The sequence below is a fragment of the Actinoalloteichus hymeniacidonis genome, assembly GCF_014203365.1.
Classification (GTDB): Bacteria; Actinomycetota; Actinomycetes; order Mycobacteriales; family Pseudonocardiaceae; genus Actinoalloteichus_A; species Actinoalloteichus_A hymeniacidonis.
The window spans coordinates 1,348,948-1,367,450 of record NZ_JACHIS010000001.1 but is presented as its reverse complement, the minus strand read 5'-3'; the positions used below and the strand labels follow the sequence as shown (position 1 = coordinate 1,367,450).

Below are 18,503 nucleotides of genomic sequence, written 5' to 3'. Positions count from 1 at the left end.
ACCCCTCGAATGTCGAATCCCCGCTCGGAGGGGATCGGCCCGCCCCCGGACCGACCCGTTGTCCCCGCGCGTCCCGGGGCGTGTCGACCGAGGCAGGCCTGCTACCCACGCCTAGCCGGAGCTAGGGTGCATGGCCTGTTCGATGGACCGCCCATGATGGAGCGCAACGCTCACCGACTCGTCAGAACCTCCACCGGAATCCCGTCCTTGGGGCGCATCGCGGCAAAGCTGACCGCCTTCGGCTTACCGGGCAGGGCACGCAGCGTCGTCCGGCTCAGCAGCCTGGCCAACATCACCGTCAGCACCGTGGTGGCCATCGTCGATCCGAGGCAGCGATGCGCTCCCCCACCGAACGGCAGGAACTCGTGCGGACCCGGCTTGCGGTAGTCGGGGTCCTGCGGATCCCAGCGTTGCGGGCGGAAACTCAACGGGTCGGTCCACAATTCCGGGAGCCGGTGCGTCACATAGGGGCTGAAGATCATCATGGGCCCGGCGGGAATCCGGCGACCGGCGTATTCGAAGTCCTGCACGATCTTGCGCGCGGAGATCACCGCGGGCGGCCACAGCCGGAGCGTCTCGTTCATGACCCCGGTCAGATAGGGCAACCGGCGGAGATCCTCCCTGGTCGGAGCCCGGTCGCCGCACACATCGCGCACCTCGGCGGCCGCGCGTTCCCAGACTCCCGGGTTGCTCAGCATCGCGTGCACCGCCCAGCCGAACACCCCGCTGGTGGTCTCGTAACCCGCCACGATCAGCGAGACCATCTGATCGCGGATCTCGATATCGCTGAGCGCATCGCCATCTTCGTCCCTGGCCGTCACCAGGTTCACCAACACGTTGTCGTCGCCGTCGACCGCGCCGCTGCGCACCCGCGCGATCTCGGCGTGAATACGCTCGTCGACCATGGCCCGGTCGGCCATCGCACCGCGCCACCTCGGAGTGCCGAGGCTGCGGCGCAACGCCAGCATGGTGGGCAGGTCGTCGACGAGACGCAGCAGCGATTGCAGCCGGTTCCCGAAGAAGTCGGCGTCGGCCGCGAGTCGACTGCCGAACAGCGATTCGATGGTGGTGCGGCGAATCGCGGCCCGGAAGTCCTGGTAGACGTCCACCCGGCTCCCCGGTCGCCAACCGTCCAACGCCGCGTCGGCCTGGTTGGCCATGATCTCGAGGTAGCCGTCGATCTGTCGGTGATGCAGCGCCGGGGCGACCAGCCTGCGCCGTCTGCGGTGGACATCGCCGTCGCTGAGCAGCAGAGAGCGCTCGCCGCTGACGGGCACCAGTACCTCGAAGGCCTCCCTGGTCTGGAAGAGCGAGGCATTGGCGAAGACGAAGGCATTGGCCTCCGGCCCCATCAGATACACGAAGCCGCGCCGGCCCACGCCGAGCCGCATCAACGGCCCGAAGCGGCGATGCATCGCCAACAGCGTGTCGCCGGGCGGGTAGGTCACCGCATCCGTCCCGCCTCCGCCCGAGCCCGCCCGTTCCCCGATCGAGTTCTTCGACATCGTCCGTACTCCCCCACCCCGTGTTCGCTACATTTGTAGCAACATCAGCGTAGTCGAGGCAAGACGGGTCGAGACAGCGGTGGCGAGGAAAGTGACCGACCGAACGTCGAAGGCACGATCGCCGCAGGTAGACCCCTTGGTCCGCCCTGCCGAGCACGAATCGCGAAACCGGCGTCGCCGGCGAGGTTCACACGCGGGTCAGGGCAGGAAGCCCCGCAACACGGTGAGGACCGACTGGCGCAGGGACTCGCGATCCGTGCCGCCGAGGAGGGGGCGCGTCACCGCACTGAAGATCAGCCCGTCCAGCTGGGCGACCAGCACCCGCGCCGACTCCTGCGGATCGGGGATGCCGACCTCCCGCATTCCGGCCGCCGCCATGTCGATGAAGTACCGGCTCGCGGTATCCAGCCGAGCGACCAGTTCGGGGCGGCGCGCCCCCTCCAGGTAGAGCTCCAGACGCGCGACCGTGCGCGACCGGGCCGGCCCGAGCCAATGCAGCAGGAGTTCGGTGTAGACATCGACGATCCGACCGATGTCGTCCGAGGTGACGATGGCCCAGCCCGAGGTCGGGAACTGCGCCGCCCACGTCTCCTCCAACTCGACCAGGCGGTCCACCACCCCGGAGAGCAGAGCGAAACGCGTCCGGAAACAACTGCTGGTGCTGCCCTCGGGCAGTCCCGCCCGCGCATCCACCGCGCGATGCGTCAATCCCCGAAGCCCGGAATCGGCGATCACCTCGATCGCCGCGTCTGCGGCGCGCTGCTTACGGGGGCGAGAGTGTGTCGACACACTGGTCATCCACATGACGATGCTGCCGGGACACCCCCGCTGGCAAATCACGTCTTCTCAACAGGCGTTGTCGGTCCCCGGGGCTACGGTCGAAAGCGATTCTCCCGATATCGCCCAGCATGACGAGCGTGGCATTTCTCGCGTCGACGACATTCCCGTTCAGATCACGCCGGTTCCCGAGGACGCCAGCCGACGCGGCGGGCACCCGTCCACCTCGCTCCGGCCCGAGAAGGGTAGGCCCTTTCGATGCTGTTGGAGAACAAGATCGCCGTCCTCTACGGGGCGGGCTCGATCAGCCGCGCTGCGGCCACCGCCTTCGCGAAGGAAGGTGCGGCCGTGTTCGTGGCAAGCCGTACCGAGGCGCGCGCGACGGACATCGCCGGTGAGATCCGAGCGGCAGGCGGCCGGGCCGAGGCCACGCAGCTCGACGCACTCGACGAACAGGCCGTGGACGCCTTCGTCGACGATGTCGTCGAGCGCATGGGCCGGGTGGACATCTCGTTCAACGTCATCGGCTACGGCGATGTCCAACAACCGCTGACCGAGATCTCGGTGGACGACTTCCTGTCGCCGATCGTCACCGCGACCCGGACCCAGTTCCTCACCACCAGGGCCGCAGCGCGGCACATGATCCCGCAGCGATCCGGGGTGATCCTCGCCTTCGGCGGGTCGGGACCACAGACGATGCCCGGCCTGGGCGGCTTCAAGATCGCGCTGGACGCGGTGGAGGGCGTGCGCAGGCAATGGGCGGTCGAACTCGGTGAACACGGCATTCGCGTCGTCACCCTGGTCAGCGGCGGGATACCGGAGGGAATCGCCGCCGACGACGCCCTGCGGGGCGCCATCGAAGCAGGCATCGCCGAGTCCAGCCTGCTCAAGCGGGCCGCAACCCTGGCCGAGGTGGGCAATGCCGCCGCGTTCGTCGCCTCGGATCGGGCGGGTGCGATGACCTCGGCCACGGTCAACATCTCCGCCGGGGCGATCGTCGATCTCTGAGGGAACGCAGTGCAACGCGGCGGCCTGCCCGGACGACCGATCGTCCTCGGGCCGTCGCGTTACTCGCCCATCTCCATGTAGACGATCTCCCACTGATGCCCGTCGGGGTCCTGGAAGCTCCGCAGGTACATCGGCGCGTCCTCCATCGGCGACATGGCGGTGCTGCCGCCGGAAGCCAGGGCCTTGTCCACCAGTCGGTCCACCTCGGCGCGGCTGTCGACGGACAACGCGGTGATCACCTCGGTGTCAGTGGTCGCGTCGGCGACGTCCTTGGTGGTGAAGGTGGCGAAGAAGGGGTGCACCAGCAGCATCACGTAGATCTCTTCGGAGATCACGATGCAGGTGGCGTTCTCATCGGAGAACTGGGGGTTAACGACGAATCCGAGCGCCTGGTAGAACCCGGTCGACACACCGAGGTCGCGAACGGGCAGGTTGACGAAGACCTTCATGGCCATCGACATCTCGCTTTCTCTCTGCGGCTGCTTGACACCCGATAGCCGTCGACACCCCTACCGACCAGCGGGTTCGGTCCGAGACGGACTCGATTCAGCCTCGCATCAGCCGACCGACCCAGCCTCGGACACACGTCGCCCGACCGAGTGAGAACGCGCGGATTAGCCGCTTCGGGTCAGTCGCGACCGTTGGCCGCCAGGATCCGCACCGCCCGCACGGTCGCCCAGCCACGCCATTCGAGGGCGCCCGCCGTGGAGAACGAGGCCCAGTCGACGCTCCACCCGCCGTCCTCCCGCTGATCCGCGGCGAGCCGATCCAGTTCGGACTCGATGCGCGAGTCGGCGAACAGCGCTCGAATCGGCCGGTCGGGTAGCGGCGCGAAATCCAATGGGTGCAGCGCTTCGTCCTCGAGGCCACCGCCGACCGGCAGCACGCCGGAGGACGGCAGCAGCCCACCCAATCGCCGCAGCTCACCGGCGGCCTCGGGCACCACCTCATGCACCGCGTCAAGGAAGTGCAGTAGGTACAGCGACTCCAAGGCGTGCCCGGAACCGTCGGAACGCCGCGCGCCCTGCAAGGCATACGACGTGGCGGTGGCCAGCCAGGGGTGATCGCGGACCCCGGGGTCGAAGCGACCGATCCGGTGGGCGATCGCGGCGAGCATGCTGGTCATGTGCAGCGAGGATTCCGTCGGATCGGTGTCCACGAAGTACGGTGCGCATCCCGTGGAGTCCGAGATCGGCAATCCGAACGGCAGGCCGCCGTCGGCCAGCGTGATCGATGCCAGCCAGTCACACAACGCGCTCGCATCCGACGTGGGGCCGCCGATGCCCTCGAAGACCTCGAAGGCGTGCAGCGCGCTCACCGGTTGGCTGCTCGACGAGCGAAGGTCGGGTTCCAGCCCCCAGCCATAGCCGCCGTCGGGATTCCGATAGCAGGCCAGGGCGGCCAGTGCCCCGGCGATCTCCTCGGGTCCGGCGCCGATCAGCAGGGCGAATCGGCGCCGGTCGAGCAGTCGAGCATGGGTGGTGATGAATTCGGAGATCCGAGTGAGGTCACGCATCTCGTCATCGTGCGCCGCGAACCGCCGTCGTTCTTGTACGGAACGGACGTGTCCGCCGCGCTCACCCGGGCGGAGGCCGCCCGTGCCCGGTCAGCCTCGGGACGCCGGATCGGCGGCCAGGAAGTCCGCGACCAGCGGATTGACCAGATGCGGCGATTGACGATTGGACCAGTGCCCGTTGCCGGGCAGGATCTCCAGCCGTGCATTCGGGACCAGCTTGGCCGCGCGGATCGTGTGCTTGGGCCGAACCCCGACGTCCTTGTCGCCCTGGATGAACAGCGCCGGGCAGACGATCTCGGGCAGGCGGGGCCGCAGATCGACGTTCATCCGCCAGAAGCCGATCGACGCGTTCTGCCAGTCGGAGGACCCGCCGCCACCGGTCAGTACCTCTTGCTGGATCTGGTCGACCACCTCTTCGAAGTCGTCGACCGGCCCGGCGAAGAGTCCGTGTTTGGCCAGGTAGGCACAGGCGCTGCGGTGTCGGAAGATCCGCGTCATCATGCCGGTGCCGATGAACGGCACCTTCGCGATCAGCCACAACAGTTGGTGCACCACGGGCGGGAAGGAGATGATGCCGCCGGGTGACAGCGCAACCAGGCTGCTCACGCGCTCGGGGTGTTCGATGGCGTAAGCGAGGGTCAGCGCCCCACCCTGCGACATCCCGACCAGGCTGACCTCGGCCAGGTCGAAGTGGTCGAGTACCTCGGTGATGCAGCGCAGCATCCGAGGGTGGTCGGCCACCCCGTTCCACGGTCGGCTCTTGCCCTGCTTGGGCCAGTCCAGCGCGAAGACCCGGTGATTGCGGGCGAGGTCGGGGATCAGCCTGCTCCAGCTGAGCATGGCGTTGTCCACCCCGGCACCGCTCAACAGCAGCACCGGGCTGCCCCGTTCGCCTGCGTGGTAGACGCGGAGGTTGCCCTCGGCGCACTCGATCTCGGTACTCGCGAATGCATCCGTTCGGTCGCTCATGTCGTTCCTTCCGTCGCGGTCGGCAACTGGCCGCGTACTCGGTCGAGTAGCCGGAGTTGCGCTGTCCTGGCCGATGCCCCGTCGTCGTCCGCCTGCTGATCCAGCCCTCGTTCGACCAGCTCGACGACCACGTCCAGCGCGGCCTCGAGCTGGCGATCGCCCAATCCGCCCGTCAGCGGACCGATCGAGAGAAGACCGATGGTGAGGGAGCTCAGGGCGATCGCGACCGCGTCGGCGGGCAGTTCCGCGCGGACCACGCCTGCCTGTTGGAGCTCGCCGATGTACTCGATGACCCAGGCGAGCCTGCGCTCGTAACGGTCATCGCTGCGCTCGCGGACGTAACCGCCGAGCACGTCGGTGTCGCCGTGCAGCAGGGCGAGCACCAGCGGTTCGCCACGCATGGCGTGGAAGGCGATCCGGTAGATCGCCGCCAACCCCACGGCCTGCGTCGTCTCCTCGACGCGCGCCTGCACCTCGTCGACCAGCCGCCCCATGCTGCGAGCGAGCAGGGCGTCGAGGACCGCCTCCTTGCTCGGGAATTCGCGGTATACCGCGCCCTTGCCGATTCCGGAGCGCTCCGAGATATCGGCGACGGTCGTGCGATCGAAACCACGAGCGATGATCAACTGCTCGGCGTTGTCCAGGATGACGGCCGAACGGTGCGGGATCAGTGGTCTGGGCATCGGGCCCCCTCTCGTAGTGACCACAATAGCAAAATGGGTCACTACGAGAGGTGCAGGTGCCGAGAATCCGACGTCTTGCCAGTTCAGAGGCTGTCTCTTACTGCTCGCCATCAATGGCGGATCACGCTGGTTTCATCGACGCGGCCGTTCGGGCATCCCCGACGTGACGAGCTCCGGCGGCGGCCCGACGCCTGCCGATGGCGAGCGCCTACGGCGGCGGGTCGACCGGGGAGTAGGGATCGACCAGATTCGAGGAGTGTCCGCGCGATGACCACGATGACCAGTCGGCAGTACGAGAACTTCATCCAGGACGGAACCCGGACCGCGAAGATCGCCACGGTGCGCGCCGATGGGAGCCCGCACGTCACGCCGGTCTGGTTCGTGCTCGATGGCGACGACCTGGTCTTCGTCACCAGCGCCGCCTCCGCCAAGGGGCACGATCTCCTGCGAACCTCACAGGTGGCGTTGTGTATCGAGGACGACGACCCGCCGTTCTCCTTCGTGGTCGTGGAGGGCACCACCACGACCGAGGATGATCCCGAGGACGTCCTGTACTGGTCGACCCGTAACGCCGCCCGATACATGGGCGAGGATCAGGCCGAGCAGTACGGCAGGCTCAACGCGGGCGAGGGGATGATGACCGTGCGGGTCACTCCGACGAAGATCATCGCTGAGAAGGACCTGACCGAGGTGTAGTGACTCCGCCGTTGATACAGAGCTTCTCCTCCCGGATCAGCCGGGGAAGGCCGCGCGGTTGGCCGTGACGAACTCCCGGAACGACCCGGGCTGCCGTCCGGTGACCTCGACGACGACCGAGGTGGTCCGGTCCTCGCTGCCCTGCCGGATGCCCTGGTCGAGGCGACCGAGGACGGCGGCGAACTCTGCCGGTATCCCGTTGGCCACGAGGTGGGCGACGAAGGCGTCGTCTTCGACCGACCGGTGCGCGACCGGCCTGCCGGTGACCTCGGCGATGATCGCCACAGCCTGGTCGTAGCTCAGCGCTTCGGGCCCGGTGATGACCCGCTCGACATTGGGCGGATCCACGTCCAGCAACGAGCGCACGGCGACCGCCGCGATGTCGGCCGCGTCGACGAACGGGACCCGGCCCGTTCCGGCGGCGGTGACGATCTCGCCCCGGGTGCGGAGGCCTTCCGCGATCGGGTGGCCGGCATCGATGAAGTTCTGCATGAACCAGGACGGGCGCAGGATCGCCCACTCCGGCAGCAGTTCCCGAACCAACCGATGCGCTTGGCCGAGCACCGGGGTGTCCTCGGTGACCGCAGAGGAACTCAACAGCACGACTCGGCGAACACCCGCCTCCCGCGCGGCGTGCAAAAAGGGTTCCAGCACCGGAATGGGGTTTGCGACGCCGACCGGCGCGATCAGATAGACGCGGTCCACGCCTGCCAAGGCCGGGAGATGCGTCTCCGGCGCGAACCAGTCGAAGGCAACGTGCGCCGAGTCGTCCGCCGAAGGCGACCGCGTGGCCAACCGGTAGGCGGCGCCCTCAGCGCGCAGCTGTGCGACCACTCGACTCCCCGTGGTGCCGGTGCCGCCGATGACCAGCGCCGATGCCGAGGCCTGGATGCTTTGGTCCGAGTGATCGGCGCTCCGGTAGCGCTGGCCGGCTTCGGTGTTCGAGGGAGTCATCAGACACTCCTTACAAAAGGACGGAACGGTTCCGTCCCGACCAAAATTAGCCGTGTCGATCACGATTCGTCAAGCCGTAAGCTGACCGACGTGAACGACAAGGCCCGCCGCGCACCGACCGGTGCCGCCGTCCTGCAGCCGCAGACCACGGCGGCGATCAGCGAGGGGGTCCTCGACGAACTCGCCGCGAACGGGTATGCGCGACTGTCCATGGAGGCGGTCGCCAAACGGGCGGGCGTCGGCAAGAGCGCCCTGTACCGCCGCTGGCCGTCCAAACAGGACATGGTTTTCGCCGTACTCGCCGAATCCGAGGTCACCGCCCTGGACGCCTCGGACACCGGGTCACTGCGCGGCGATCTGCTGGCTAGCCTGCGAGAGACCTACACCTGGCTGGTGCATCCCCGGTACTCGGGCCTACTGCCCGACCTGACTGCGGAGGCCATCCACGACCCGACGCTGTCGGAGGCCGTGGAAAATCTGCTGTGTCATCCCAGGAGGGAACTCGGCGCCATCATGCTGCGCCGCGCCATCGACCGAGGCGAACTACCGGACGACGTCAACATCGAGATCGCACTCGACCTAATCGGTGCTCCGCTGTACTGGCGGGTGAGCGTGCGCCAGGCGCCCATCGAACCGGACTACCTGGAACAACTCGTCGACCACCTGCTGCGGGCACTCGGCGCCAGGGTCGACGCCTAGCGCGGTTTCCCTGCTTGGGCGGGAAGCCACACTCGGCGCGCACGCCGGGCATCGGAGCACGCCCGCGACGATCATGGACGCGGCGATCCGGGGTTCTGTCCAACTCGCTAGGATCACCTCGCGGTGCCCTGCGAACTTGATGTGCGCGGGCATCGAGGGGCGGTAGCTCAGTCGGTTAGAGCAGGGGACTCATAATCCCTTGGCCGTGGGTTCGAGCCCCACCCGCCCCACTCTTCAGAACTGCATAAACCGGCCGCTGACCTGGTATGACGTGGTCAGCGGCCGGTTTCATCCGGTCCGAATGTGTCCGGTCAAGTCCGACGCGCTACGAGTGGCCACGGACAATGCGCGGACACGATCAGTGCGAACCGAACGTGTCTTCGATCTTCTTGCGCCACAGCTCGCCCTGCCCGTCAAGGCATGAGGCATAGATCTCCAGCAGCACGCCGACCGAGTGGCCGGCCCATGCCGCTACCTGTGTCGCGGGGACGCCGCTCGTAAGCCAGGTACTCACCGCGGCATGCCGCAGGTCGTAGGGACGTTTCGCCAGTGGCGAGGCTGCGGCCTCCACAGTGAAAACCTCTGTCCGGGCACGTTGCCAAGCCCGCCGATAGGTGACGGACGCAAGCGGCCGGCCCTGGACACCCCGGAAGAGCAAGCCATCGGGACCCGTGCCGAAATCTCGCAGATGCCGCCGGAGAAGCGCAGTCAGCTCTGGCGAGACCGGCACGTTCCTCGTCTCGCCCTTTGCACGGTGCTTCAGTTCGCGGATCTCGCGGAGAGTCCCGGTATCGGTCCACTCCTTGCCTGGCTCAGTACTCGACTCGATCAGCACCAGGCGCCCCCACCCCGATTCGGGGAGTTCCAAGTTCCCCCGCCGCAGGTTCACCGCCTCCGCTGGTCGAAGCCCGGCGTAGTACATCACGCCGAAAAAAGCGACCAAACGAGCTCCGGTCTGCCCCTGTTCTTCGATGGAACGCAACAGCGTTCTCGCCTGAACTGGGTTGATGACTGAGCGCCGATCGATCGATCGCGACACCTTCGGCGCTGTCCATTTCACAGAAGTGATGGGGTTCGAGGACAAGAGTCCCCTTTCGACTCCGTAGTCGAGAATATGGTGAAGGTTCGCGTGCTTACGGCGCCTCGTTCTTGCCGCCGCTGCCTGACCATCCTTTTTCTGCCCTATTCGTGTGAGCACCGCACGCATGGTTTCTGGATCTTCAAGCGACGCGACATCTTTCGTATTCCGCTCCACCCAACGCAAGACCGACCTATCCGCTTCCAGTGGGTTTTCGGCCCTGTTGTTGAGATTGAAAGACCAACGCTGGAGTGCCTTGAAAAGTTGATCTCTCGAAATGAGTCCTCGTTCAGTCGAGAGCATAACCATGGTGACCGCAGCGAGCGTCTGCGCGAGACCTTTACGGGAATGTCCCGCCGCAGTAGGCCACTTCATATCGATGTATGAGCAAGCGAACTCGTACCAGCTCATCTGGCTAGCCTCGCGCGCGATGGAAACGGGAAGGCCTGAGCCGATCGCGAACGCCTCACCTTTGCGCTGAGCGGCCAGAAGATCCGCATGGAAGCTCCCGGCCAGCGCACTTGTTTTGAAGGACTCGTAGAACTGCTTTCCTGAGACAACCCATCTGACCCCGTAGCTCACAGGTGTTTTCTTTCCCTGCTTTTGCGTATACCGAGTGCGGATGGTCCAGATTCGTACATCATAGGTCGTTTTCATCAGGCCGCCACCTGGTCCACGGGCAGCGATTCCAGCCATGCTTCATATGCCTGACGTTCGATCCTCAGAGCACCGTTCGGAAGCTTCCGACATGGGGGGCACCGGTGCTTAGCCCTCCATTCGTAGAAGGTTGATCTGCTGATCCCGAGATCAGCACAGAACTCGGCAACGGTCAGGAACCGTCCAGTTCGCTTCGGCATAATGCTCCAGTCTTAGGCAACGTCGGTTTCGGGCTGGTATCCCTCGATGCGTCCGGCCACTCCGGCACAGTCAATGCAATCGCCTTCGCACGGCGGCGTTTTGGGGATGCGGTATCCGGCATCGGTTCGGCAGGTGATGCAGATTCGATGTGCCCTGTTCATTGCGCGAATCGCAACGTGCTGTCGTTCGGTCGGTGTGCGTTTGTCCACGGCGGTGGTGATGTCGTAGAGGTAGGCGGTGAGCGGTTCAGCGGGCCGTCGTCGTCGCGGACGGAGCATCTGGGCAACGGGATCGTGTCCGCCGGGTGCGAGGCCGAGGGCGCGGAGTTGGCGGCGGGTGACGAGTCCGGCGGGTGCGTGTCCCCATGGGTAGGTCGGGGTGCCGTTGTGGTGTTCGCCGGTCTCGTCCCAGCAGTGGGCGGCGGAAGTCCATCGGGTTCGTGGTCGCGGGTTCATGTCGTGGGTTCGTGGGCGTGTTCGGGCATGGCTGTCTCCCGAGAGGTGGGGCGGGATGGCTGCACAGAAATCACAGAAAGCACAGAAAGCAGCTGTGGGCGTGTCTGCGCTGGTGAGGGGCTTGAACTTTGATCTTGGTGGGGTTGCACAGAAATCCACAGAAGTTGCACAGAAATACCGGGGTGACGGGCAGGGCTTTTGTGTGTTCTTTCTGTGGATTTCTGTGTTGCCCGTTGCCGTGGGGCTGTGTGGTGGTTGACCTGCTGTTTTGCGGCTAGTCGGGGTTTTCTGTGTTTTCTGTGCTTTCTGTGGGGGCTTTTCGGTGGTTGGGATGGGTGTAGTAGGTGGGCGAAGGTGGTCGACCTCGGCCGGTGGAGGTAACTGGGACGTGGCGGATGTGCCCGAACTCCTCCAGCAGGGCCAACGGTGCGTCCAGGTCGGCGGCCCGGGGGAAGGTCGACCGGTTGTCGATGTGTGCCTGCCGTTTGGTGAAGGAGACCGGTCTGGTGCGGGTGATCCAGTCGAGCAGGATGCGGGCGTGGTCGACGATCTCGTCGGCGCCCATGAGATCGAATGCGGCCTTGGCGTGAGCGGCGAAATACTCACCGAGGCAGGCTGCCGAGGTGAGGGTGTCGAGGCTGATGGGTTCGCGCCATGGGTCGTTGCCGAGGTTGGTGTGTTCGGCTAGGTGCAGCAGTCCGGCGATGCGGAGCACGGCGCCGACATACTTCGCTGCCCAGGCGCGCATCCCGCGCCACGCTCCGCCCGGGGCTAGGGCGGCTTCGGTGTCGGCCTCCAGGTCGGCGAGGGCGTCGTCGGCGTCGGCGCTGAGCTGGAGTAGGGCGGGTTCGTCCCACGCGGCCAAGTCGTCCACCAGCCGACCGAGAAGCCGCTCGTAGGCCTCGGTGACCTCGGCCGGCGCAGTGGGCGGCCGGATCTTGCGGAATCCGACGTTGTCCGCCGGTATCGAGTACAAGATCCTCGCTGTGAGTCCCTTGTCGTCGGCTCCGTGGATCGCCGCCAAGTCTCGGATCACCGCTGGTTGCACGGCGAGCCCGAGGGTCAGTGCGGGTTTGTCGACGAACTCCTTGCGGTCGCGCCGATCGACTTCAAGCGAATCACCAGCATGGCCTTGCAGGAACAGATCGAAGTTCGGCTTTCCGCTGTAGCGGCCAGCGAGGTTCGCAACGATCTGCCCCTCGGCCGAGAGCACAGCCAACCGGCCGCCCTGGTCCGCCAGCACGGTGGAAGCGACCTCCGGTGTGATGTCTCCAGCGATCAGCCGTGGTTCGGCGGGTACGGGGATCGCATCTGCCGCGGCAACCGCTTGGGCTGCCTCAGCCATCGATCCGGGGTCATCGCTGGATGCCGCGCGAGTCAGCGCCTCGGCCTCGCGGATTGCCACGGATCGTGCCGTCACAGCCTCGGCGATCGTCGCGCGAGACCGTTTGATCAGCTCGGCCTGTGCCGCCCGTAGCGGCACCGTGAGAGCCCGAAACACCGCGCTCTTGCGGCAACCGGGCGGTAATGCCACGAGGGTGAACAAGTTCACCGGCTCACGCCACGCACCACGGGCCACAACCTCGGCGCGACCTCCCGCCGCCGTGGCCAGACAGGCCAGTGCGATGCACCCGGCCGCATCCGGTGGAGTCTGCGTCTCGGTGGCCACAGCCAACACCTGATCTGCCACCCACGGCGGCAACGCCGAGGTGGGGAACGGCGGCAGACCCCGGGCAGTTCCCAACGGGATGGGCTCATCCCAGGTGGGCCGTGGATCGGGTTCGGTCATCGGTGCTTCCTCCGGAGTCTCGAGGTCCGTTGAAAAACACCCGGGGCAGAACACATGTGTGTTCTGCCCCGGGTGTCGTGTCGGGAACCTCGGTGTGGATGTCAGATAAGCGAGTGGATGGCGTCGGTGAGGATGCGGGCGTGGTCGAAGGCCAGGCCGTGGCCGAGGGCGTCGTCGACGTGGACCCATTGCGCAGCCAGGGCGTCATCGGCGGCGACTGGTTCGACCCGCTCGGGAATCACCGTGACGGCGGCGAAGGACACCACTCGGCCCCGTGGGTCGCGGTCGGGCTCGGCGTAGACGCCCACCGGGCGCAGCGATCCGGCAGGTAGCGCAATACCGGTCTCCTCGGCCAACTCGCGGTATGCCGCCGCCAGGGTGTCCTCGCCCTCGTTGACGTGGCCACCGGGCAACGCCCAACGATGCTGATACGGGGCCTTCTTGCGCATGATCAGCAGGACGCTCGTCGAGTGAGTGGCGGGCTCCGTGACCAGAACGACAGCGTCCGCTGTCAACGTAGCGATGCTCATCGGGATGTCCTCACAGTCGCTCGGGTGAGTCCGTTGCGGATGTTTCGGTCGATCTCACGAGTGGTGCAGTCACAGCCGCTGTCGAGGTACCCGGCGGCGGCCGTGGTGAGGGCGGAGTGAGCTGTACCCGGGGGGAGGGAAGGCGCGAGTCGGCCGAGTGCCATCGCTGCGGTGAACAGGGTCATGGCGTGAGCACCTGGTGGTGCTTCTGCAACCCGTGCGCACTCACCTCGGACGGCGGCGACCACGTACCGGTCAAGCCGGTCTGTGGCCATCTGAGGAGCCGCTGAGAGCGTCTCTCGGGGCCGATCAGCCAGCCGCCGGGTGATCCATGCGGGCAAGTCGAGGATCGGGACATCGGCCTCGACTTCGTACCGGCGGGTTCCGGTGGTGTCGGTGACCATCGACCCGGGAGCGGCGACGTAGCCACCCCACCCTCGGGTGTCGATCCGCCACCCGAGGGCGCTCGCTGTGTTCCCGAGCCGCACCCCGGACGGCATCCGGTAGTACAGGTGCGTTCCACCCGAGGGCGTCCGCACGGTGAACGTGTCCCCCGGCAACGGCGGTTGCTCACCGACCTCCTGGGCCAGGGCCGTGAGCATGTCCAGCCCCGACCCCACCCCCTCCCGGGTCCAGCGTCCTTCCGGCCGATCATCGGGACCTTTGGGCATGTCGCAATCAACCACCAACAGACCGCTCAACCCGCACGGCAACCCGATGTTGTGCACACCGGAGCCCAGGCGGCAGAAGTTCGACCAACACCGGGCGACGCGCTCCGTATCGGCCGTGGCCAGGTCTTCCCACCCGAGGTGGCCTGTTCGGCAATACCCCGTGCCGTCACAATCCCGGTCCGCGTGCAGACCCCACGCCGGGCGTTTCGCGTGGCGCGCTTTCGGCGCCCGCAGTGGGAACACCGGCCCGAACCGCTCCGCCGCGCTCGTCGCGGCGGAGCGGAGGGCCGAGCGGATGTCACCGGTCATCGCCGGTCTCCCACCGGATGACCTCGGCCAAGGCGTCCCAGCCGTCGGACACGCCTCGGAAGTAGCCGACGTGATAGGCACACCAGCCGTCCACGGTGCAGGCGCTACACGCCTCAGGAGTCGGCGCGTCCGGTCGAAGTTCGAGGTTCGGTGTGCTCATCGGTCACCCCAGACATCAAGGTCATGGCGAACGCAGGTGTCACACCGACGCCCGGACGGGGTGCCGTGGTCGCGGCAGCCCCAACGGGAGGGACCGGGTCGGGTGTGGCGTCGGCGGCGGGCGCGGTTCGCGCGTGGCGTGGGCATCAGGCGGCCTCGCCATCGCGGTCGGCGGCACCGTCTCGGTGAGTCCGTGCGGTCGGGGACGACCCGGTGATCGGCAGTGCCGCGACCGTGGCGCGGTCGGCCTTACGGGCGTGCTTGACCCGGTACATGTGCGCGTCGGCCTGGGCCAGCACGCCGCCGAGGTCGCCGCACTCGCCGACGGCAGCGCCCACCGAGGCACCGACCCACACCCGCAGGCCGGATTCGAGGTCGAACGGCGCATCGGCCAGTGCGGTGCTGATCTCGCGCGCTCGCACGGCTGCTGACCCGGCGTCGACGCCTTCCCCGAGGTACACGGCGAACTCATCGCCATGCAATCGAAAGGGTGTCTCAGCGTGGTGCGTGAGGTGGCGGAGTCGGTCGGAGACCGCGCACAACAGCTCATCTCCGACACGGTGACCGTGGCTGTCGTTGATCGCTTTGAACTGGTCGAGGTCGAGCAGCAGCACGCCGAGACGCCCTCGGGGCTCGGCGGCCACCTCGTTGAGCGCCCGGCGGTTGGGCAAGCCCGTGAGCGGGTCGGTACGCACCTCGCGGCGCAGCGCGGCGTGCTCGTCGACCAGGCGGCGGAGTCGACCGGACCGGATGAGTAGTGAGAACATGGTTGTGCCTCCTTGTGAGGTGGGGCCGACCAGACCGCCTAGCCGGCAAGCGAACGGCGGTCTGGTCGGTGTTTTTTGTGGGTCAGCGGCGCCGACGGGCGGCCTTAGCTACGGCGACTAGGTCGTTCGAGCGCGGCACGGCGGACTCCTGAATGCGGTGGGCGTAGGAAGCTGACGGGAGCCTGAGGGCGAATGCGAGGTCCTTCCACGCCTCGGCGACCTCTGCGGGCGTGTCCGGGTCGCCACTGTGACTGCGGGCCATCCGGCGGAGGGATTTGGTGACGGACTCGATCGAGTCGGTCATGCCTGCGAGGCTGGAGACAATGGCGTGGGCCTCCTCGGCGGTGACCAGTCGACTGCTGAACCTCGTGGTCTTTGCGAATGCATCCGCGTCGATCGCGGCGGCATTGGCAGTCTCAACGATGTTCATGGGCATCTCCTTCTTTCACTGTGGCTTTCACTGTGGTCAGGCGAACGGAACGGCGATGAGGATGAGCAGTAGTCCGGGCATGAGCACGTCGATGGCCGCCCGAATGAGCACGTACTTCGCCCGTGCGATCCGGGCCAGGGACACCAATTGCGCGACCTCGCTGTCGTCGTCGACGACCACCAGGTGGCCGCCGGGATGTGTCCAGCGGAGGAACCCGCCGCCGGTCGCGGGAAGTCGCGGCCGGAGCACACCCACGAGCAGGATGGCCACGGCGGCAACCATCGGCACCAGCGCGAGGCTGAGCAGCACCGTCACCGCCGTCGGCATCCCCGACCGGGTCGATAGGGCGATCACACCGGCCAAGGTGGCGCCGAACACCCCGAGGAGCGTGGCTGCCTTGGTGTCGGCACGAGCGATCTGGGATTGGGTATCGGCGATCTCGATCGTGATCCGGTCAGACATGTCGGGAGACATGGACACACCACCAATCTGGTTACTCTTAGTAGTCGAATTTGGGCATGCGAGGACTGTGGTCGTGGGTGTCAGGTGTTAGTTGATCAAGAAATTTCGCGCGCGCGCAGGTGCGTGCGCGCGTTGATCGGGGGTTTGGGCATGTCTGACACCTGACAGTGCGTCAGGTGTCAGACATCCGCGTGCGATTACGCTGCGTGCGCGACAGACGGGTAGGTGTAGATGCCGTCGCGTCCGGTCGGGACCAGGGTTCCGTCCTCGGCCAGCCGGGCGAGTTCGACGGAGACCCAGGGGCGGGACCGGCCGTGGATGGCGTCGGGCACGTCTTTCGGGCCGACCAGGCTGCGGCCGGTGGCCTGTTGCTCGGTCAGCCACGCGGCGACCTGGCGGCGGGCTTCGGCCAGGCTCGGCCGTGGGGTGGGCAGCGGCAATTCGGCGACGTCGGGAAGCTCGATGTCGCCGTCGTCGGTGAGGTCGCCGTCCTCGGAGTCCTCGGCGGGCAGCTCGATCTCGTCGTCGAGATCGTCGTCGAGGTCGTCGGGGTCGATGTCGAAGTCGTCCATCGGTTCATCCGAGTCGGGCATGGTGGCGTCTCCGATCTGATCGGGGCCGGTGGTGTCCAGGGCGGCAGCAAGGTCGCTGTCGTCGACGTCGAACCCCCGTGCCGGGATCGCATACCGGCTCTCGTCGATGCCCGGTCCCTCCAAGTACGAGCAGCCCGGCTGCCTGTTCTTCCAGCGATCCGGCCTGGCACCCGCAGCAAGGGCCTCGTCGGAGAGGATGAACTCGGCGTCCTCCAGGTCCTTGACGCCGAAGCACCAGCTGCCGCCGAGCTGAGAGCGGACGTCGGTGTTCATCTGCCGGTGGGTGGACTTCTGCTGCGACATGATCACCGAGATTCCCGCCGACCGGGCTTCCTGGACCAGCTCGGTCGTCGTTTTGGCGTCTTCGAGGACCTTGGTCGCTTCCTCGATCCAGACGACTCGGTAGGCCATGCCGTGCCGCTCGAAGGCCTCGGGTGTCCACTGCCCAAGGCCCCATTTGCCCAGCCGGTCCGCCCGCTCGGTGATGTCGGACAGCAACGCCTTGACATAGGTCTTGCAGGCTGCCCTGCCCAGCACCAGCTTGGCCTTGGTCCTGTTGAGGAAGCCCACCGACTGCGATCCCTTGGACGGGTCGAGCACCACCAATTCCGCGTCCCGGCGGCTCACGATCTCAGCCCAGGCGACTTTCGCGCTCGTGGTCTTGCCGCTGCCGTTCATCCCGTTGACCGCGTAATGAGTGGCGTTGCGGCTGATAACCGGGTCACCGGGCAGCCAGAACTGCAACGGCTCGGTGTCCTCGTACGCACCCACCACGATCGGGTCCATGATCGACCCGCCGGGCGAGGACAACCCCGGCCACTTGGTCGAGTGCTTGAGCATGTCCTTTGGCACCACCGTCAGCTGTGCTCGCGACACGTCGTCGGGATCGGGGGTGACCCGCACCGCACCATCGGACAGGTGCGCGTGCGAGGCGATCGTGGTCTTGCGCTCTTCCAGATCGGCGGCCGTCGACCCCGGCGGCAGTTGCACCGTGGCCTCCACCTTGTTCGGCGCCACGCGGATGTCACCATCGAACCGGGAACCGGCTAGTCCGATCTTGGCGAAGAACCCGCCATCGCCTCCGCCGTCTTCGCTGCCGGACTTACGCAGTGCTTTGCGGATCGACCACGAGGCGGCCACCGCGACACCGGCCAGGGCATAACCCCACCCGAGCACCGTCGACCACGGCCCGGCGATCGTCGCCGTGGTCAACCACGTCATCACACCGCCGACCGTGATCGTGGCATGAGCACGCGCCACCGGGGACCGTTCCGAGCCGACAGCCCAGGTGACCCCGGTCAGCACCACACCCGATGTGGCCATCCCCGCCGCCACCCACGGCAGCACCTCCGGATCAACAGCCAACGGATGCGCGATCAGAGGCACGAGATACCCGACCGGCAGCGAAGCCCACTCCGGCGCATACGGCGCCAAACGGCTACCCCAGAACGTGCGCGGCACGTAGTGACCGCCCGCCGTGGACCCACCCCTCGACCCCACAGCGGGGAACGCGGTGCTTCTCTTCTGCTTCATCACTCACCATCTCCCCATCAGAACGAAAGGAGGCGACCGGCACAGCGCCGGTCGCCTCCTTG

22 protein-coding genes and 1 tRNA gene are annotated in these 18,503 nt (G+C 66.8%); 5 read left to right on the top strand and 18 right to left on the bottom strand.

Annotation, left to right across the window (positions count from 1 at the left end; all coding sequences use genetic code 11):
• Positions 1 to 170: 170 nt before the first annotated feature.
• Positions 171 to 1,505, bottom strand: a complete 1,335-nt coding sequence (locus BKA25_RS06260) for a cytochrome P450 (protein ID WP_084643313.1) — start codon at positions 1,503 to 1,505, stop codon at positions 171 to 173.
• A 198-nt stretch (positions 1,506 to 1,703) separates the two neighbouring features.
• Positions 1,704 to 2,303: a TetR/AcrR family transcriptional regulator gene (locus BKA25_RS06255; protein ID WP_069853971.1), complete on the bottom strand. Its 600-nt coding sequence runs from the start codon at positions 2,301 to 2,303 to the stop codon at positions 1,704 to 1,706.
• Positions 2,304 to 2,540: 237 nt separating this feature from the next.
• On the opposite strand from BKA25_RS06255, the gene BKA25_RS06250 reads away from it, so the two are divergent.
• Positions 2,541 to 3,290 carry an SDR family NAD(P)-dependent oxidoreductase gene (locus BKA25_RS06250; RefSeq protein WP_069851388.1) on the top strand — a complete coding sequence of 250 codons (750 nt, stop codon included), beginning with the start codon at positions 2,541 to 2,543 and terminating at the stop codon, positions 3,288 to 3,290.
• 59 nt (positions 3,291 to 3,349) lie between these two features.
• On the opposite strand, the gene BKA25_RS06245 is transcribed toward BKA25_RS06250, so the two are convergent.
• The 4 genes from BKA25_RS06245 to BKA25_RS06230 form a co-directional block, all read right to left on the bottom strand.
• The gene (locus tag BKA25_RS06245; protein ID WP_311734453.1) at positions 3,350 to 3,751 is read right to left on the bottom strand and encodes a VOC family protein; all 402 of its coding nucleotides are present in this window, start codon (positions 3,749 to 3,751) and stop codon (positions 3,350 to 3,352) included.
• Positions 3,752 to 3,918: 167 nt separating this feature from the next.
• Entirely contained in the window at positions 3,919 to 4,806 is an 888-nt protein-coding gene (locus tag BKA25_RS06240; protein WP_069851390.1) for a hypothetical protein, read from the bottom strand.
• A gap of 90 nt (positions 4,807 to 4,896) precedes the next feature.
• Positions 4,897 to 5,775, bottom strand: a complete 879-nt coding sequence (locus BKA25_RS06235) for an alpha/beta fold hydrolase (RefSeq protein WP_069851392.1) — start codon at positions 5,773 to 5,775, stop codon at positions 4,897 to 4,899.
• Positions 5,772 to 6,458 carry a TetR/AcrR family transcriptional regulator gene (locus BKA25_RS06230; protein ID WP_069851394.1) on the bottom strand — a complete coding sequence of 229 codons (687 nt, stop codon included), beginning with the start codon at positions 6,456 to 6,458 and terminating at the stop codon, positions 5,772 to 5,774. Before BKA25_RS06230 ends, BKA25_RS06235 begins: the two co-directional genes overlap by 4 nt.
• Before the next feature lie 267 nt (positions 6,459 to 6,725).
• Here BKA25_RS06230 and BKA25_RS06225 point away from each other — a divergent pair, with 267 nt between their 5' ends.
• Positions 6,726 to 7,154 carry a PPOX class F420-dependent oxidoreductase gene (locus tag BKA25_RS06225; RefSeq protein ID WP_069851396.1) on the top strand — a complete coding sequence of 143 codons (429 nt, stop codon included), beginning with the start codon at positions 6,726 to 6,728 and terminating at the stop codon, positions 7,152 to 7,154.
• A 36-nt stretch (positions 7,155 to 7,190) separates the two neighbouring features.
• On the opposite strand, the gene BKA25_RS06220 is transcribed toward BKA25_RS06225, so the two are convergent.
• Positions 7,191 to 8,108 carry an NmrA family NAD(P)-binding protein gene (locus BKA25_RS06220; RefSeq protein ID WP_084643315.1) on the bottom strand — a complete coding sequence of 306 codons (918 nt, stop codon included), beginning with the start codon at positions 8,106 to 8,108 and terminating at the stop codon, positions 7,191 to 7,193.
• A 90-nt stretch (positions 8,109 to 8,198) separates the two neighbouring features.
• Here BKA25_RS06220 and BKA25_RS06215 point away from each other — a divergent pair, with 90 nt between their 5' ends.
• Both BKA25_RS06215 and BKA25_RS06210 read left to right on the top strand, forming a co-directional pair.
• Positions 8,199 to 8,807 carry a TetR/AcrR family transcriptional regulator gene (locus BKA25_RS06215; RefSeq protein ID WP_069851398.1) on the top strand — a complete coding sequence of 203 codons (609 nt, stop codon included), beginning with the start codon at positions 8,199 to 8,201 and terminating at the stop codon, positions 8,805 to 8,807.
• A 156-nt stretch (positions 8,808 to 8,963) separates the two neighbouring features.
• A tRNA-Ile gene (locus BKA25_RS06210) sits at positions 8,964 to 9,037 on the top strand.
• Positions 9,038 to 9,165: 128 nt separating this feature from the next.
• Here the strand turns inward: BKA25_RS06210 and BKA25_RS06205 are convergent.
• From BKA25_RS06205 to BKA25_RS28300, 3 genes are read right to left on the bottom strand one after another with little or no spacing between them, the layout of a single operon-like run.
• Positions 9,166 to 10,542, bottom strand: coding sequence for a tyrosine-type recombinase/integrase (locus BKA25_RS06205; protein ID WP_069851400.1), 1,377 nt, complete (start codon positions 10,540 to 10,542; stop codon positions 9,166 to 9,168).
• Positions 10,542 to 10,742, bottom strand: coding sequence for a helix-turn-helix transcriptional regulator (locus BKA25_RS06200; protein ID WP_084643316.1), 201 nt, complete (start codon positions 10,740 to 10,742; stop codon positions 10,542 to 10,544). The genes BKA25_RS06205 and BKA25_RS06200 overlap by 1 nt, the downstream gene beginning before the upstream one ends.
• Before the next feature lie 12 nt (positions 10,743 to 10,754).
• Positions 10,755 to 11,198, bottom strand: a complete 444-nt coding sequence (locus tag BKA25_RS28300) for an RRQRL motif-containing zinc-binding protein (RefSeq protein WP_069851402.1) — start codon at positions 11,196 to 11,198, stop codon at positions 10,755 to 10,757.
• A gap of 55 nt (positions 11,199 to 11,253) precedes the next feature.
• Between BKA25_RS28300 and BKA25_RS06195 the strand changes: the two genes are divergently transcribed.
• Positions 11,254 to 11,457, top strand: a complete 204-nt coding sequence (locus BKA25_RS06195; protein ID WP_157421215.1) for a hypothetical protein — start codon at positions 11,254 to 11,256, stop codon at positions 11,455 to 11,457.
• Positions 11,458 to 11,472: 15 nt separating this feature from the next.
• Here the strand turns inward: BKA25_RS06195 and BKA25_RS06190 are convergent, their stop codons facing one another.
• The 8 genes from BKA25_RS06190 to BKA25_RS06155 form a co-directional block, all read right to left on the bottom strand.
• Positions 11,473 to 12,987, bottom strand: coding sequence for a YfjI family protein (locus BKA25_RS06190; protein WP_069851404.1), 1,515 nt, complete (start codon positions 12,985 to 12,987; stop codon positions 11,473 to 11,475).
• A gap of 101 nt (positions 12,988 to 13,088) precedes the next feature.
• A complete protein-coding gene (locus tag BKA25_RS06185; RefSeq protein ID WP_069851406.1) occupies positions 13,089 to 13,517 on the bottom strand; it encodes an NUDIX domain-containing protein in 429 nt (142 codons plus the stop codon).
• Positions 13,514 to 14,497 carry a bifunctional DNA primase/polymerase gene (locus BKA25_RS28595; RefSeq protein WP_069851408.1) on the bottom strand — a complete coding sequence of 328 codons (984 nt, stop codon included), beginning with the start codon at positions 14,495 to 14,497 and terminating at the stop codon, positions 13,514 to 13,516. The genes BKA25_RS06185 and BKA25_RS28595 overlap by 4 nt, the downstream gene beginning before the upstream one ends.
• Entirely contained in the window at positions 14,487 to 14,657 is a 171-nt protein-coding gene (locus BKA25_RS06175; protein ID WP_157421216.1) for a hypothetical protein, read from the bottom strand. Before BKA25_RS06175 ends, BKA25_RS28595 begins: the two co-directional genes overlap by 11 nt.
• 145 nt (positions 14,658 to 14,802) lie before the next feature.
• Complete coding sequence (locus BKA25_RS06170; RefSeq protein ID WP_069851409.1) at positions 14,803 to 15,423, bottom strand: GGDEF domain-containing protein; 621 nt, start codon at positions 15,421 to 15,423, stop codon at positions 14,803 to 14,805.
• 82 nt (positions 15,424 to 15,505) lie between these two features.
• On the bottom strand, positions 15,506 to 15,853 hold the full coding sequence (locus tag BKA25_RS06165) for a hypothetical protein (protein WP_157421217.1): 348 nt from the start codon (positions 15,851 to 15,853) through the stop codon (positions 15,506 to 15,508).
• Positions 15,854 to 15,889: 36 nt separating this feature from the next.
• A complete protein-coding gene (locus tag BKA25_RS06160) occupies positions 15,890 to 16,327 on the bottom strand; it encodes a Pycsar system effector family protein (protein ID WP_069851413.1) in 438 nt (145 codons plus the stop codon).
• A gap of 185 nt (positions 16,328 to 16,512) precedes the next feature.
• The gene (locus BKA25_RS06155; RefSeq protein ID WP_157421219.1) at positions 16,513 to 18,441 is read right to left on the bottom strand and encodes an FtsK/SpoIIIE domain-containing protein; all 1,929 of its coding nucleotides are present in this window, start codon (positions 18,439 to 18,441) and stop codon (positions 16,513 to 16,515) included.
• Positions 18,442 to 18,503 lie beyond the last annotated feature (62 nt).

Coding starts and splice junctions, on each gene's coding strand:
- BKA25_RS06260 (WP_084643313.1), bottom strand. CDS start 1,505: ATGTCGAAGAACTCGATCGGGGAACGGGCGGGCTCGGGCGGAGGCGGG.
- BKA25_RS06255 (WP_069853971.1), bottom strand. CDS start 2,303: ATGACCAGTGTGTCGACACACTCTCGCCCCCGTAAGCAGCGCGCCGCA.
- BKA25_RS06250 (WP_069851388.1), top strand. CDS start 2,541: ATGCTGTTGGAGAACAAGATCGCCGTCCTCTACGGGGCGGGCTCGATC.
- BKA25_RS06245 (WP_311734453.1), bottom strand. CDS start 3,751: ATGTCGATGGCCATGAAGGTCTTCGTCAACCTGCCCGTTCGCGACCTC.
- BKA25_RS06240 (WP_069851390.1), bottom strand. CDS start 4,806: ATGCGTGACCTCACTCGGATCTCCGAATTCATCACCACCCATGCTCGA.
- BKA25_RS06235 (WP_069851392.1), bottom strand. CDS start 5,775: ATGAGCGACCGAACGGATGCATTCGCGAGTACCGAGATCGAGTGCGCC.
- BKA25_RS06230 (WP_069851394.1), bottom strand. CDS start 6,458: ATGCCCAGACCACTGATCCCGCACCGTTCGGCCGTCATCCTGGACAAC.
- BKA25_RS06225 (WP_069851396.1), top strand. CDS start 6,726: ATGACCACGATGACCAGTCGGCAGTACGAGAACTTCATCCAGGACGGA.
- BKA25_RS06220 (WP_084643315.1), bottom strand. CDS start 8,108: ATGACTCCCTCGAACACCGAAGCCGGCCAGCGCTACCGGAGCGCCGAT.
- BKA25_RS06205 (WP_069851400.1), bottom strand. CDS start 10,542: ATGAAAACGACCTATGATGTACGAATCTGGACCATCCGCACTCGGTAT.
- BKA25_RS06200 (WP_084643316.1), bottom strand. CDS start 10,742: ATGCCGAAGCGAACTGGACGGTTCCTGACCGTTGCCGAGTTCTGTGCT.
- BKA25_RS28300 (WP_069851402.1), bottom strand. CDS start 11,198: ATGAACCCGCGACCACGAACCCGATGGACTTCCGCCGCCCACTGCTGG.
- BKA25_RS06195 (WP_157421215.1), top strand. CDS start 11,254: ATGGCTGCACAGAAATCACAGAAAGCACAGAAAGCAGCTGTGGGCGTG.
- BKA25_RS06190 (WP_069851404.1), bottom strand. CDS start 12,987: ATGACCGAACCCGATCCACGGCCCACCTGGGATGAGCCCATCCCGTTG.
- BKA25_RS06185 (WP_069851406.1), bottom strand. CDS start 13,517: ATGAGCATCGCTACGTTGACAGCGGACGCTGTCGTTCTGGTCACGGAG.
- BKA25_RS28595 (WP_069851408.1), bottom strand. CDS start 14,497: ATGACCGGTGACATCCGCTCGGCCCTCCGCTCCGCCGCGACGAGCGCG.
- BKA25_RS06175 (WP_157421216.1), bottom strand. CDS start 14,657: ATGAGCACACCGAACCTCGAACTTCGACCGGACGCGCCGACTCCTGAG.
- BKA25_RS06170 (WP_069851409.1), bottom strand. CDS start 15,423: ATGTTCTCACTACTCATCCGGTCCGGTCGACTCCGCCGCCTGGTCGAC.
- BKA25_RS06165 (WP_157421217.1), bottom strand. CDS start 15,853: ATGAACATCGTTGAGACTGCCAATGCCGCCGCGATCGACGCGGATGCA.
- BKA25_RS06160 (WP_069851413.1), bottom strand. CDS start 16,327: ATGTCTCCCGACATGTCTGACCGGATCACGATCGAGATCGCCGATACC.
- BKA25_RS06155 (WP_157421219.1), bottom strand. CDS start 18,441: ATGAAGCAGAAGAGAAGCACCGCGTTCCCCGCTGTGGGGTCGAGGGGT.